The 14,343-nt window shown below is 65.7% G+C and carries 12 protein-coding genes and 1 riboswitch; of the genes, 7 read left to right on the top strand and 5 right to left on the bottom strand.

Annotation, left to right across the window (positions count from 1 at the left end; genetic code table 11):
- Positions 1 to 2: 2 nt before the first annotated feature.
- Both AB0I14_RS19995 and AB0I14_RS19990 read right to left on the bottom strand, forming a co-directional pair.
- On the bottom strand, positions 3 to 896 hold the full coding sequence (locus tag AB0I14_RS19995; RefSeq protein ID WP_358025150.1) for an alpha/beta fold hydrolase: 894 nt from the start codon (positions 894 to 896) through the stop codon (positions 3 to 5).
- Positions 893 to 1,735, bottom strand: coding sequence for an alpha/beta hydrolase (locus AB0I14_RS19990; protein WP_358025148.1), 843 nt, complete (start codon positions 1,733 to 1,735; stop codon positions 893 to 895). The genes AB0I14_RS19995 and AB0I14_RS19990 overlap by 4 nt, the downstream gene beginning before the upstream one ends.
- Positions 1,736 to 1,793: 58 nt before the next feature.
- On the opposite strand from AB0I14_RS19990, the gene AB0I14_RS19985 reads away from it, so the two are divergent.
- The 6 genes from AB0I14_RS19985 (at position 1,794) to AB0I14_RS19960 (ending at position 9,411) form a co-directional block, all read left to right on the top strand.
- On the top strand, positions 1,794 to 2,510 hold the full coding sequence (locus AB0I14_RS19985; protein WP_358025146.1) for a TetR/AcrR family transcriptional regulator: 717 nt from the start codon (positions 1,794 to 1,796) through the stop codon (positions 2,508 to 2,510).
- 43 nt (positions 2,511 to 2,553) lie between these two features.
- Positions 2,554 to 2,712: a hypothetical protein gene (locus AB0I14_RS19980; protein ID WP_358025144.1), complete on the top strand. Its 159-nt coding sequence runs from the start codon at positions 2,554 to 2,556 to the stop codon at positions 2,710 to 2,712.
- 141 nt (positions 2,713 to 2,853) lie between these two features.
- Positions 2,854 to 4,239 carry an amidohydrolase family protein gene (locus AB0I14_RS19975; RefSeq protein ID WP_358025142.1) on the top strand — a complete coding sequence of 462 codons (1,386 nt, stop codon included), beginning with the start codon at positions 2,854 to 2,856 and terminating at the stop codon, positions 4,237 to 4,239.
- Between the two features lie 40 nt (positions 4,240 to 4,279).
- Positions 4,280 to 4,452: riboswitch (M-box (ykoK) riboswitch) on the top strand.
- Positions 4,453 to 5,075: 623 nt separating this feature from the next.
- Positions 5,076 to 7,790, top strand: coding sequence for a magnesium-translocating P-type ATPase (gene mgtA / locus AB0I14_RS19970; protein ID WP_358025140.1), 2,715 nt, complete (start codon positions 5,076 to 5,078; stop codon positions 7,788 to 7,790).
- Positions 7,791 to 7,851: 61 nt separating this feature from the next.
- Entirely contained in the window at positions 7,852 to 8,544 is a 693-nt protein-coding gene (locus AB0I14_RS19965; RefSeq protein ID WP_358025138.1) for a hypothetical protein, read from the top strand.
- A gap of 30 nt (positions 8,545 to 8,574) precedes the next feature.
- Positions 8,575 to 9,411, top strand: a complete 837-nt coding sequence (locus AB0I14_RS19960; RefSeq protein ID WP_358025136.1) for a VOC family protein — start codon at positions 8,575 to 8,577, stop codon at positions 9,409 to 9,411.
- On the opposite strand, the gene AB0I14_RS19955 is transcribed toward AB0I14_RS19960, so the two are convergent.
- Positions 9,392 to 9,790, bottom strand: coding sequence for a hypothetical protein (locus AB0I14_RS19955; RefSeq protein WP_358025134.1), 399 nt, complete (start codon positions 9,788 to 9,790; stop codon positions 9,392 to 9,394). The two genes, AB0I14_RS19960 and AB0I14_RS19955, sit on opposite strands and share 20 nt — an antisense overlap.
- Positions 9,791 to 9,890: 100 nt before the next feature.
- Here AB0I14_RS19955 and AB0I14_RS19950 point away from each other — a divergent pair, with 100 nt between their 5' ends.
- Positions 9,891 to 10,970, top strand: coding sequence for an asparaginase (locus AB0I14_RS19950; protein ID WP_358025132.1), 1,080 nt, complete (start codon positions 9,891 to 9,893; stop codon positions 10,968 to 10,970).
- A 10-nt stretch (positions 10,971 to 10,980) separates the two neighbouring features.
- On the opposite strand, the gene AB0I14_RS19945 is transcribed toward AB0I14_RS19950, so the two are convergent.
- Positions 10,981 to 12,597 carry an AMP-binding protein gene (locus tag AB0I14_RS19945; RefSeq protein WP_358025130.1) on the bottom strand — a complete coding sequence of 539 codons (1,617 nt, stop codon included), beginning with the start codon at positions 12,595 to 12,597 and terminating at the stop codon, positions 10,981 to 10,983.
- Between the two features lie 8 nt (positions 12,598 to 12,605).
- The gene (locus AB0I14_RS19940; RefSeq protein WP_358025128.1) at positions 12,606 to 14,303 is read right to left on the bottom strand and encodes an AMP-binding protein; all 1,698 of its coding nucleotides are present in this window, start codon (positions 14,301 to 14,303) and stop codon (positions 12,606 to 12,608) included.
- Positions 14,304 to 14,343 lie beyond the last annotated feature (40 nt).

The following is a 14,343-nucleotide window of genomic DNA, read 5'->3' as shown; positions in this document are numbered from 1 at the left end:
GGTTACGCCGATCTGTGGAAGGTGTCGTAGAACGCCGCCAGTTGGTCGGCGACTACGCCCGGACGTTCGAACGGAGCCATGTGGCCGCAGTCGTCGATGACGTGGAATTGGCTGGGCTGCAGCAGGTTACGGACTTGATCCAGGCTGCTGATGGGAGTCACGTGGTCGTCGCGGCCCCAGATCAATTGGATGGGCAACGCAAGCGTGCCGGTTTGCCGGTAGAGCTCGGCGCGGTCGAACAACGGGAAGTGCCGCAGCGTCTCGAAGAAGGCGTAGATCGAGCCTTCGTATCGGTAGGCGTCACCGACCATGGCTGACAACTCGGCGGCGCGATTCGGGTCTGCGACGTTGTGCCCCAGATGCTGCTCGAGCATGCGGCGCCCGGCGTGCTTGGCGATGACACTGGCCGTGAAGTCGTTGCCCAGGACAAGTTTCTGGAGCATCGGTTGGCCGCTGAGGCCGGCCGGTCCCACCAGGGTCAAAGTGGCGGCGCCGACGGCGCGTTGGCCCACATACGCCATCGCGGTCAGCGCGCCCATCGACGTGCCCACGACATGGCACGGGACGGGCACCTCGAGGTGGTCGATGAGCTCACGTAGTTGGCGAACGAACAACGCCTGGTCGTAGCGGGCGACGACGCGGTCGGAGTAGCCGCGCCCGTAGCCGCTGTAGGCGAGGGTCCGCAGTCCACGGGCGTGCAACTCCGCGGCCAGCCCGTCCCAGTAGAACAACGGTATGGTCAGGCCACCGGCCAGGACGACGACATCACCGCCGCCAGGCCCGGCCAGCTCGTAATGCGTTACGCCATCCGACAGACGGATGTAGTCGCCGCGCAAAGTGCGCCGCGTGGCAGCATCGAGTCGGCGGTCTTCTCCAGCCGCGACGAAGTACTTCATTTGGCGTTCCGCGGCTGGAGGGCTTGCAGGAATTCGGTGATCGCGTCGGCCACCCATGCGGGGTCCTCCTCGGGGAGTAGATGCCCGCCATCAGGATGGACTTTTTCGATGCTGCCGGCGATGTCGCGGACGAAGTGCTGGCCGTCCATCTCGGCGCTGCGCAACACCAGGGTAGGCACGCTGATACCGGGAATCTCGGCACTGCGGTCGGGTTGGTCGGTGGTGAGGAAGTCGACGAACGCCGAGCGGTTGCCTGGCCTGTTCCACAACCGGTGCGCGCGGTCCACCATCGCGGCGTCGACGATGTCCGAGTTCGGTCCGACAGCTTGGCGCAGGCTGCGCTCGACGGCGCGGCGCGGCATGAACCGTCGCAACAATTGACCGACAATGGGGTTGCGCGCCAGCGCCATCGCGGCCGGTAGTTCCTTGTCCGGATAGCCGGTCCCATTGATCAACACCAACCCGGTGAGCTTCAGGTGCTCGGGGTGATCGAGCGCAAGATTCCAAGCGATGTTGCCGCCCAAGGAGTTGCCGACCAGGGCGCATCGCTCGACGCCGATGGTGTCCAAGAAGCGTGCGAGCGTCGCGGCATAGGTGGCGACCCGATAATCGCGGTCGGGGCGCGGCCCCGTCACGCCGAAACCCGGCAGATCCGGCCGAATCACGTCGAACGAACCCCACAGTCGTTGCGCGACCGCCTCCACCCCGTACAGCGAGGAAGCGCTGCCGTGCAGCAGCACCACCGTCAGGCCCGATCCGGAGCGCTTGTAGTGGATCCGCATGCCGTCGACCGCGGTGAACCGCGAGTCCGAGTGAACATCGATATCGCATCCATTCATAATGGATACAGTGTTACCGTTATTGTGATGGCTGTCAAGGGTCGGCATACTGGGCCGTGTGAGCACGTCACGTACCGGCGCCAAGCTGGAGCAGAACCCGCGGCGATCCCGGGGCCGCCCACCGGTGCCGCTGGACCGGATCATCGCGACTGCTATCGCCCTCCTGGACGAGGAGGGCGCCGACGCGCTGTCGATGCGCAACCTGGCCCAGCGCCTGGACTCGGGTACCGCGACGTTGTACCGGCACTTCACCGGCCGGGCCCAGCTGGTCGCTCAGGTAATCGACAGCGTGTTGGCCGAGGCACACGTCGACAACGAGGCACTTGAAGCCATGACATGGCAGCAAGCCTGCGAAGCGTTGGCACACAGCCTGTTTGATGTGTTCCGACGCCACCCTCACGTCGCGCCACTGTTGGTCGAAAAGATTCCGATCGGACCTAATGCGATGGCCCAGCGCGAGCAGACCATCGCGCTGCTGCTCAAATCCGGCTTCGCGGCACCGTTGGCCGCGCAGGCTTGCGCCACGCTGGCGCGCTACGTGTTGGGGTTCGCGACACAACTGTCCCCGCCTGACTCCGACCCCGCGGGCCAGGACGAGATCTGGCAGACCCTCGACCCACAGGCGTTTCCCGCCACCGTCAGCGTGGCCGATCATCTACCCGTGCCGCTGGAGCAAGAGTTCACCTTCGGTCTGGAACTCCTCATCAACGGCTTGAACCAGGTTGCGCACCACGACGACAAACGCGCACCGGGACGGCGGGCTCGGGGCGGTTAGGCGAACCGGCGATCGATGCGGGTGGCGGGCCCGGTGGCAATAGATGGAGACGGCCCACCATGAGCAACACACCGACGCCGCGGTAACAGTGCCCATGGGGCGCATGAACATGCCTGCCTGCGGTCAGGCCGATGGCGGCAGCGATCCGGGCACCCCGATCAGCCTGCTCAGCGGTCGGACCAAGCCAGCCGCCGTTCGATGACGGTTGACACCAGACGACATTATCGGTCACACTGTATCCGTTATAAACCAAGCGTGGCCGTCAGCGGCATGCACCATTTACGCCGAAGCGCAGACCACACCAGCGCCAGCGGTGGCGCGAAAGGGTGACAGGAGACAACCAGTGACCCGAATTCTGTTGCGCGGCGCCCAGGTGGTCAGCCTGGCGCCGAATCGGCCCGATAGCGAGCGAGTCGACATCTTCATCGAGGACGATCACATCGCCGCGATGGGCGAATACCTCGACCCGAGCGGCGCCGACCTCGTCGAGCTTACCGACCGCATCATCATCCCCGGCCTCGTCAACGCCCACCTGCACACCTGGCAGACGGCGCTACGGTTCACCGGCACAGACTGGTCGCTGCTGGAATACCTGGCCCACACGCACGGCCACGTCGCCCGCCAATACAGCCCCGGCGACATGCACGTCGGCACATTGGCCGGGTCGCTGAACCAGATCAACTGCGGCACAACGACCGTGGGCGACTGGTGTCACAACTGCCTGACACCTGGCCATGCCGACGCCGCTATCGACGCGCTGAGCACCGCCGGCATCCGCGCAGTCTTTCTGCACGGCACAGCGCATGGCGGCCCGACCAAGCCTCATGACGTGCGCGAGATCGACCGCCTCCTCGCCGGCTCCATCGCCAACAGCGCGCTGCTCACCGTGGGAATGGCAATCAAGGGTCCGCAGTTATCGGCACCCGACGTGGCAATCGCGGACCTGCGGGCTGCGCTCGAGCGTGGCGTGATCGCGTCAATGCACCAAAGCGCCGGAACGCCCGGACCAGGCTGGAATGCCGTGGACGCTGCGGGTTTGTGGGGTCCGCACGCCAACATCGTGCACGGGACCGGCCTGACCGACGAATGGGTCAAGCGCCTCGCCGATACTGGAACCAGCTTCACCTCGACACCGGAAAACGAACTGGGTCAAGGGCATTGCACGTCGATCACCGAACAACTGCTACGCGCGGATGCGGCGCCGTCTCTGGGTACCGACACCGAAACCGCCGTCTCTGGCGAAGTTCTCACCGCCGCCCGGATCACCCTGGCTCACCAGCGAGGCCTGGCCCATGAACAGGAATTGCGCCGCACCGGGCTGAGCGCGCCGACCGCGACGCTCACCAGCAAGCAGGCGCTGTCATGGGCGACCGTGCACGGTGCGCGCGCCCTCGGCCTGGCACACCAGGTGGGCCACATCGCCCCCGGGATGCAGGCCGATCTCGTCGTCATCGATGCCCGAGCATTGAACCTGTGGCCGGCCCACGACCCGATAGCCGCGGCATTGCAGGCCAGCATCGCCAACATCGAGGCAGTCATGATCGCCGGCAACTGGCGAAAGCGTCACCATGCCCTGGTCGGCACGGACATCGAAGAGGTCCAAGACCGGCTGATGCTGTCGGGCGAACGATTCGCACACAAGATCCGCGCGACCGGCCCGGTAGCCCGCGCACGACGCCGAGTGGTGCGCACGGTCGTGCGCCAGCACCTGCGTCGCCAGACGCGGTGAACCGTGTTGACAATCCCCCGGTGTAGGGTTTCCAATGAAACCCGCGCTTCGTTAGGTGAGGCTCCTATGCGAACACAGGCCACTGATCCGACGACGTCGAGAGACGCCCAGGGTTAGGACAGGTCTTCCCGGCCTAAGGGATGACCCGAAGTGGCTTCCCACCTCTGGTGGGACACGTCGTGTAGTGCCAAAGCTCTGATGAGGGAGTGCTCGCGCCGTCCGGCGCGTTTGGCCATGTGCCCAACTTCCTCTTCAGCGCGTTCGCATCTGACGATGGCGTCAAGACCAGCGGCGTCGCGTGCGCCCGACAGCGAGGAGGTGACGACGACATGACGTCGAGTGACAGTCCGTATCCCAGTCCGATTCGAAAACGTCTGTCCATAAACACCTTTCCGCTGTCGATGACTGCGTAGATCCACCACCCCGGACACCCGCGGTGGCCGGCCGCCGCATGCCTGTCGACGCGGAGAGCTCCGATTCAACTGGAGATGATCCGATGCAGCGCAACACCTTTCTTCGTCATGCTCACGGCTTGGTCAAGGGCCCGATCGCGTGGATTCACACGCGTGCGTCGCTGACCCCGCAGGAGCGGCACAACCTGAGGATGAGCAACACTCCGGTGGCGGTCCTGACCGCGTCCCTGGGGGGCGGCTCGCACACCGCTCGGTAACCGAGCAATCCCAGATCCCTTTGATTCGATCATCTTTCACGTAACTACCGACGTGAACTGACACCTTCCATACTGCGCATCACCCTCAAGTCCGCCGAATCCTGGTTTTCCCCAGCCGATTCGGTGCGACTTGTGGTGCGCGCTGACCACCGACAGGAGCAGCCGGATGAACACCGCTGTCGAACAATTCGCTCTGACCCCCACCAAGCGCGACGGCCACAGCCTGTCCCTGCGCGCGGCCGCTGAAGCACACAACGATGTGGACCTCACGCTGGCGAATGTGAGAGGCCACCTCGACGGCCTGACCATCGAGGATGCCGCCGAACGTCTCGCCGTCGACGGCCCCAACGAGGTCGCCCACGACAAAGCGCCGCCCGCGATCCTCCAATTCCTGGAGGCCTTCAAGAACCCGTTCATCGCGGTACTCGTGGTGCTGGCGGCCATCAGCTCGGTGACCGACATCTACCTTCCGATGCGCGACGGACAGGACGCGGACTACACCGGTGTGCTGATCATCCTGACCATGGTCGCGCTCAGCGCCCTGCTGAGGTTCTGGCAGGAGTACCGCTCGGGCAAGGCGGCCGAGACGCTGAAGGCGATGGTGCGGAATACCGCAACTGTCCGGCGCCGGGCCGCCCCGGGTGCCACGCCCGAACTCATGGAGATCCCGATGGCGCAGATCGTCACCGGCGACATCGTGCAACTGTCGGCCGGCGACATGATTCCCGCCGACATCCGCCTGCTCGAATCCCGCGATCTGTTCGTCAGCCAGGCAGCGCTGACCGGTGAGGCCCTCCCGGTCGAGAAGTACGACACTCTCGGCGACGTGGCGCAGAAATCCGCGACCGTCGTCGCCGACGACGAGGCCGGCCTGCTCGACCTGCCGGGCATCTGTTTGATGGGCACCAATGTGGTGAGCGGTACGGCCACGGCGGTCGTCGTATCGACCGGTGTACACACCTATTTCGGATCGCTGGCCAAGACGATCGTCGGTTCGCGTGCGGAGACGGCCTTCGACCGGGGTGTCAACAGCGTCAGCTGGCTGCTGATCCGCTTCATGTTGGTGATGGTGCCCATCGTGTTGCTGATCAACGGTTTCACCAAGGGCGACTGGCCCGCGGCGTTCCTGTTCGCGCTTGCCGTTGCGGTAGGGCTCACCCCGGAGATGCTGCCGATGATCGTGTCGTCCAATCTCGCCAAGGGTGCTGTCGCGTTGTCGCGTCGCAAGGTTGTGGTCAAGCGCCTCAATGCCATCCAGAACTTCGGCGCCATGGACGTGCTGTGCACCGACAAGACCGGGACGCTCACCCAGGACCGGATCATCCTCGAGCACCACGCGGACATCCGGGGCGATCGAGACGACAACGTGCTGGCCCTGGCCTGGCTCAACAGCTTTCACCAGAGTGGTGTCAAGAATCTGATGGACCGTGCTGTCCTGCACTTCGCCGACGGGACGCCCGAAACGCTGATCGCCGCCTCCGCGTACCGCAAGGTCGACGAACTTCCGTTCGACTTCGAGCGGCGCCGGCTGTCGGTCGTCGTCCAGGACGTCGACCGGAATCACTTGCTGGTCTGCAAGGGAGCCGTCGAGGAAATGCTGGCGGTGTCCACCCAAGTGTCCGACGGCACCGCTTGCCGGCCGCTCACCGACGTCGACCGCAAGACGCTCGCCGAAACAGCGCGCGCGTACAACCGCGACGGGTTCCGGGTGCTGTTGGTGGCCACGCGCGAGATCCCCCGCATTCAGCGCACGCACCGATACAGCGTCGATGCCGAGAAGGACCTCGTCGTCCGCGGCTTTCTCACCTTCCTCGATCCACCGAAAGAGACGGCCGCCCCGGCCATCACCGCACTCGCCGAGCACGGCGTGACGGTGAAGGTCCTCACCGGCGACAACGAGGTGGTCAGCGCCAAGATCTGTCAGGAGGTGGGACTCGATCCCGGCCAACCCGTTCTCGGCCGCGAAATCGACACCCTCGACGATGAGGCGCTGGGCCGAATCGTCGACGAAAGAACCGTTTTCGCGAAGCTGACGCCGATGCAGAAGTCCCGGGTACTGCGGGCACTGCAGGCCAACGGGCACACGGTCGGTTTCCTGGGCGACGGCATCAACGACGCACCGGCGCTGCGCGATGCGGACGTGGGCATCTCGGTCGACACCGGCACCGATATCGCCAAGGAATCAGCGGACATCATCCTGCTCGAGAAGAGCCTGATGGTGCTCGAAGAGGGTGTGGTCAAGGGCCGCGAAACATTCGGCAACATCATCAAATACCTGAACATGACCGCCAGTTCGAACTTCGGCAACGTGTTCTCGGTATTGGTGGCCAGCGCCTTCATCCCATTCCTGCCCATGCTGGCGATCCACCTGCTGATCCAGAACCTGCTGTACGACATCTCCCAGCTGGCCCTGCCGTGGGACCGGATGGACAAGGAGTTTCTGCTCAAGCCTCGCAAGTGGGACGCCAGGAACATCCGTCGTTTCATGATCTGGATGGGGCCGACGTCATCGATCTTCGACATCACCACCTTCGCGGTGATGTGGTTTGTCTTCGCCGCCAACTCACCCGAGATGCAATCGCTGTTCCAATCGGGTTGGTTCATCGAAAGCCTGCTCTCGCAGACACTGGTCGTTCACATGTTGCGAACCCGGAAGATCCCGTTCATCCAGAGCACTGCAGCGTTGCCGGTGCTGCTGGCGACGGGAACGGTGTGCGTGCTCGGGATCCTCATCCCGTTCTCGCCACTGGGCACGGCCGTCGGATTGCAGCCGCTGCCATGGCAGTACTTTCCCTGGCTGGTCGCGACTCTGGTGTCGTATTGCGTCGTCGCTCAGACCATGAAGACGATCTACATCCGAAAGTTCGGTCAATGGTTCTGAACAGCTGAGGTGCCATCGACTCCGCCGGGGGTCACGGCGGAGTCGATGGCATTCTGGATTCGTGGAACCTCTGTGGCAGTTCGCAGGGAACTTCTGGTGGCTGATCTTCCCGCTGGGCGGAGTGATCGGCGGCGGCATCAGGGCCGTCGCCGCTGCCAACGAGCGCCGGGCCCAACGACGGCTGGAGCGTTACCGCATCAAGCAGCAGACGAAAATCGAGCTTGCCCGGGCCGCCGGTACGGCCAAATCGGCGGACGCCGCATACCAGCGGGAGCTGACCAAGGTGCTCACGCAACACGACCGGACCAACGAACGGTGGCTCGACTACGAGATCGATATCGCCAAACTGCTGGACTTCCCGCTGATGACGGATATGCGGGATCCATTGACGATCGCGTTTCACCGGGCGCGCGGCCGTGCCGAGCTGCTGCGGCCCGAGAATGCCGAGGACCTGCTCGACGACCGCGCCGCCCAGCTCGAGTACCGCGACGCCGTGCACGACTATGTGACGGCCTTCGACATCGCCGAGGCCGAGGCGGTCCGCAGGCGGCGCAGCGACTTCTCGGAGGCGGCCCAGGAACGCATCGCCCGGGCCCAACAACTGCTGCGGCTCGCCTCCGACGACGGCGCGACCCCCGACGAACGCCGCAGCGCCTATGCACGGGCGCAGAAGGAGCTCGACGGGCTCATCGTGCTGCCGGCCGGCACCCGGGCCGCCATCGAGCGCGGGATCGCCGGGGAGTTGGAGGCCTGAGCTCCGGCACGGCGGTGCGACGATGGGCAGGTGACCGAGTCAAGGACCTATCCGCCCGGGGTGCCCTGCTGGGTGGATACCGACCAGCAGGATGTAGCTGCCGCCCAGGACTTTTACGGTCGGCTGTTCGGCTGGACGTTCGAGGACGTGCTGCCCGACGACACCGAGGAGTCCTATCTGATCGCCACGCTGGACGGTCAGGACGTCGCGGCGATCGCGTCCGCGCAGACCGGTGACGAGATCACCTGGAACACCTATGTCGCGGTAGCCGATGCAGACACGACGGCCACGGCGGTGACGGCCGCCGGCGGGACCGTGACGAGCAGCCCCGTCGACGCGGGACCCGGTGGGCGGCAAGCCGGTTGTGTCGATCCTCGCGGCGCACACTTCAAGCTGTGGCAGCCGCGGCGGCGCCCCGGTGCCCAGCTGGTCAACGTTCCCGGAACCTGGAATTTCAGCAACCTGCAGACAACAGACCCGCAGGCCGCCGCGGCGTTCTACTCGCCCTTGTTCGGCTGGGAGTTGGACGGAGCCGGCTTCGCGACGATGATCCGGCGGCCGGGATACGGCGACCACCTCGCCGCCACCGTCGACCCCGGCATCAAGGAACGTCATGCCACTGCTGGTACCCCGCCCGGGTTCTCCGACGCGGTCGGCTGGACCGGCCAGTTACCCGACGAGCAGCAGCCCGAGCACTGGCAGGTGGTATTCGCGGTGGCGAACCGTGACGAAGCCGCGGGACTGGCCGAGAAACTCGGCGCTGCCGTGGTTTCCAGCGCGGACACCGAGTGGACGAACACCGCTCTGATCCAGGACCCACAGGGCGCCCGGCTGGTCCTGAGCCAGTTCATCCCGCCGACGGGCTGATCACCGAGCGGTGCCTGGTTGTGTAGGCCAGCACGGCCGCGGCGACGACCACCTCGAGCAGAGCCAGCAGCGTCGCCGTCGTCATCACCGCCGAGGTCTGCACGGGGGCCACCACGCCATGGTGATGCATGGGCATCGGGGTGTGCAGGGCGATCATCGCCAGGCTCATCAACGCGATCGTGCACCAGACGCCGGAAGTGCCGCGCCGCCACAGATGACGGGCGCAGTACAGGCAACCCACGATCATCGCCGCGAGCACCGCGGCGGCCACCGGATTGGCGGTCGCGCCGAGCATCGCCACGTGCAGCCCTGCCGAACCCACGGCCAAAAGCGCACACGTCCGCCGCCCGAGAACACTGCAGGCTTGTGCGGCCGACATGACCACCATCGTCGCAGCAATCGCTTGTCGGCGCTCCCGAAACCCGGATGAGCTGCCAAAACCCCGGTACGTGTTCCCCTATCGCCGTAGCGTCTGCCGTATGACGAACTTCGCAGCCCGCCCGGCCCGGTCGCGATTGGCGATCGGCACATTCCTTCTCGCGGTCGCGCTCACGTCCGCTTGTTCGACCAACACGAACTCGACCGAGGGGACGACGAACCCGGACAGCGCCAAGGGCGAATCGACGGCGGGCAAAGTCGTCGTGATCACCACCGGTGGGACCATCGCGACGAGCACCGATGCCAACGGCGTGCGCCGCCCGACGGTCAGCGGGGCCGACCTGGCGGCCGGCCTGGACGTCGAGGTCATGGATGTGATGAAGAAGGACAGTTCACAGCTGACACCCGCAGATTGGGATGCGATCGGAACGGCCGCCGAGAAAGCAGTGGCCGACGGCGCTTCCGGCGTGGTGATCACCCACGGCACCGACACCATGGAAGACACCGCGATGTGGCTGGACGTCACCTACAACGGACCCGCCCCGATCGTGCTGACCGGGGCGCAACGCAGTTCCGATGCCCCGGATGCCGACGGGCCGACAAACCTGCGCAACGCGCTGACCGTGGCGTCCAGTCCCGCCGCCCGCGACCAGGGCGTGATGATCACGTTCGCCGGGGATGTGTTTCAGGCCTTGGGGACCCACAAGGTGAACACCCAGGATCTCCATGCGTTCGGCGGTACCCCGCCGATCGGGTCCGTCGCCGGCAACACCTTCACGCTGGACCACCCCGCGCAGCGGCCGTTCCTCGGTGAGGTGCCGGCGGTCAGTGCGCCGCGGGTCAACGTCGTCGCGGCCTATCCCGGCGACGGCGCCGGACCCATCGATGCCGCCGTGGCCGCCGGAGCACGCGGAATCATCCTGGAGGCACTGGGATCCGGCAACGCCGGTGACGGCGTGGTGGACGCGGTGCGCCGCCACGCGCCGGCCGGCGTGGCCTTCGGAATCTCCAGCCGTGTCCCGGACGGGGAGGTCATCGCCGAATACGGTCCGGGTGACGACATGGTCAAGGCCGGCGCGGTGATGGTTCCCCACCTGCGGCCGAGCCAGGCGCGGGTGCTGATGATGGCCGCGCTGGCGACCGGTAAGCCGGTGGGCGATGTGATCAAGCGCTGGGGCTGAGTCGTCCCGGTTATCCGGGGTCGAGCCCGAGCAGCTTGACGCTTTCGTCGCGCATATCGACCTTGCGGATCTTGCCGGTGATCGTCATCGGGAATTCGTCCACCACATGCACATACCGTGGAATCTTGTAGTGGGCCAGTTTGCCCGCGGCGAAGGCCCGTACCGCTTCGGCATCCAACGGGGTGCGGCCCGGTTTCATCCGGATCCAGGCGCAGATCTCCTCGCCGTATTTCGCATCGGGAACCCCGATCACCTGCGCATCGTCGATGTCGGGGTGGGTGTACAGGAATTCCTCGACCTCCCGCGGGTACACGTTCTCCCCGCCCCGGATCACCATGTCCTTGATCCGGCCCACCACTGCGCAGTAGCCGTCCTCGCGCATCACCGCCAGATCCCCGGTATGCATCCAGCCCTCGGAATCGATGGCCTCACGAGTCTTGGCCTCCTCATTCCAATAGCCGAGCATCACCGAATACCCGCGGGTGCAGAACTCCCCGGGCTGTCCGCGCTCGACGGTCTCACCGGTATCGGGGTCCACGATCTTGACCTCGAGGTGTGGATGGGCCCGGCCTATGGTGGCGGTGCGACGCTCCAGATCGTCATCGACCAAGGTCTGACACGACACCGGCGAGGTCTCGGTCATGCCGTAGCAGATGGCCACCTCGGCCATGTGCATATCGGCCACCACCCGCTTCATCACCTCGACGGGGCACACCGAACCCGCCATGATGCCGGTGCGCAGCGAGGACAGGTCGAACTTGGCGAAGTCGGGATGACCGAGCATCGCGATGAACATCGTCGGCACCCCGTACAGCGCGGTGCACTGCTCCGCCTCGACTGCGGCCAACGTGATCCCGGGATCGAATCCCGGCGCCGGGATCACGATCGTCGCACCATTTGTCAACGCCCCGAGATTGCCCATCACCATGCCGAAGCAGTGATAGAACGGCACCGGGATACACACCCGGTCACCGACTCCGAAGTTGATCAACCCGCCGACGAAGAACCCGTTGTTGAGGATGTTGCGATGGCTCAGCGTCGCGCCCTTGGGGAATCCGGTTGTCCCCGAGGTGTATTGGATGTTGATCGGATCGGTGTTGGACAACTCCGCGGTCCGGGCGCGCAACTGGTCCTCGCCGACCTGCTCGATAGACAGCTGGTCCCAATCCAGGGTGCCCAGAAAGATGATGTCTTTCAGCGCTGGACACTCCGCCTGCACCTCGGCCACCATCGTCACGTAGTCCGAGGACTTGAACGCGGTGGCCGACACCAGCGTTCGTATCCCGGACTGCTTGAGCACATACGCCAACTCATGGGTGCGGTAGGCCGGATTGATGTTGACCAGGATTGCCCCGATCTTGGCCGTCGCGAGTTGCAGGATCACCCACTCGGCGCAGTTGGGCGCCCAGATCCCGACGCGATCGCCCTTGGCCACACCGAGGGCCATGAGCCCCCGGGCCACCTTGTCGACCTCGGCGTTGAGTTCGGTGTAGGTCCAGCGCCGTCGGGTCGCCACCTCGACCAGCGCGTCGGCGTGCGGTCCGGCCGCCACCATCCGCTCGAAGTTCGCCCCGATCGTCTCTTCGAGCACGGGTACATCCGTGGGGCCGGTGTCATAGGAACTCATCGCCGTATTCATTCCACAAGATCCTCGTATCGGTATTCGGTGGAAATCGGTTCGCCCGCTGCGTGAGCCGCGTCCTCACGCTTGCGCAGCTCGACGCGGCGGATCTTGCCCGAGACCGTCTTGGGCAGGTCGACGAACTCGACTCGGCGCACCTTGAGATACGGCGCGAGATGGTCACGGGCATAGGCCATGACGTCTTTTGCCGTGTCCGCGTTGGCTTCCCAGCCCTCCGCGAGCGCAAGATAGGCCTTGGGCACCGCCAGCCGGGTGTCGTCGGGTTGCGGCACCACCGCGGCCTCGACCACGGCCGGATGCTCGATCAGCACGCTCTCCAACTCGAACGGCGAGACCTTGTAATCGCTGGACTTGAACACGTCGTCGGTGCGGCCGATGTAGGTGATGTAGCCGTCGGCGTCGCGGGAGGCCACGTCGCCGGTGTGGTAGTAGCCGCCGGCCATCACGGCTTCATTGCGTTGCGGGTCACCGAGATAGCCCGTCATCAGGTTGCGCGGGCGCTCGCTGAGATCCAGACAGATCTCGCCCTCGTCGGCAAGCTCCCCGCTGATCGGGTCCACCAGCACCACCGGCACCCCCGGCATCGGCCGGCCCATCGAACCGGGCTTCACCGGCTGCCCCGGGGTGTTGCCGACCAGCAGCGACGACTCGGTCTGGCCGAAGCCGTCACGGATCGTCAGCCCCCAGGCCTTTTCGACCTGAGCGATCACATCGGGGTTCAACGGCTCACCGGCGCCGAGGATTTCCCGCAGCCCCTCGGGCCGCTCACCCAGGTCGGCTTGGATCAGCATGCGCCACACCGTCGGCGGGGCACAGAACGTGTTGACCCCGGCCCGGCGCAACTGGCCCAGCAGCGCCGCCGCATCGAAGCGCGCGTAGTTGTAGACGAAGATCGTCGCCTCGGCGATCCACGGCGCGAAGAAACAGCTCCAGGCGTGCTTGGCCCAGCCGGGCGAGCTGATCGCCAGGTGCACATCACCGGGTTTGACGCCGATCCAGGCCATCGTGGTCAGGTGCCCGACCGGATAGGACACCTGGGAATGCTCGACCAATTTCGGCTTGCTCGTCGTACCGGAGGTGAAGTAGATGAGCATCGGGTCGTCGACCGTGGTGCACGCCTCGAACCGCTGCGGTGCCGCGTCCTGCGCGTCGGCGTAGCGGTGCCAGCCTGCCGGCGTCTCACCGACCGCGATCCGCACGTAGTCGCCGGGCACCTCGGCGAACTTGACCGCATCGGCGGTGTTGGCGATGACGAACCGCGCGCCGCCGCGCGTGAGGCGATCGGACAGATCCGCCGACCCGAGCGCCCCGGTGGTCGGCATGATGACCGCACCCAGCTTGGCGATGGCCAGCATGGCCTCCCACAACTCGACCTGATTGCCGAGCATCAACAGCACCCGGTCGCCCTTGCCCACCCCGAGGCCCTGCAGCCAGGCCGCGACGCTGTCGGACCGCTGCGCCATCTCGGCAAAGGTGACCCGCTGCTCGGAGCCGTCCTCCTCGACGATCCACAGCGCCGTGCGGTCGTTGCCCCTGGCGATGGCGTCAAACCAGTCGACAGCCCAGTTGAAGGTGCCGCTGATCTGCGGCCAGGCGAACTCCTCGACCGCCCGGCCGTAATCCGCGATGGCGGCGACCAGCTGGTCACGGGCACCGCGGTAGCGGTCTGTGTTGCTCGCGACGACATTCATGACAGTTATGCTCTACGTCACACTCGCCCGACCGCTACCC

Origin of the sequence: Mycobacterium sp. NPDC050441, from assembly GCF_040655355.1 — a bacterium.
Classification (GTDB): domain Bacteria; phylum Actinomycetota; class Actinomycetes; order Mycobacteriales; family Mycobacteriaceae; genus Mycobacterium.
Note: the sequence above shows the minus strand (reverse complement) of the source record. Positions and strands in the feature narration are given on the sequence as shown.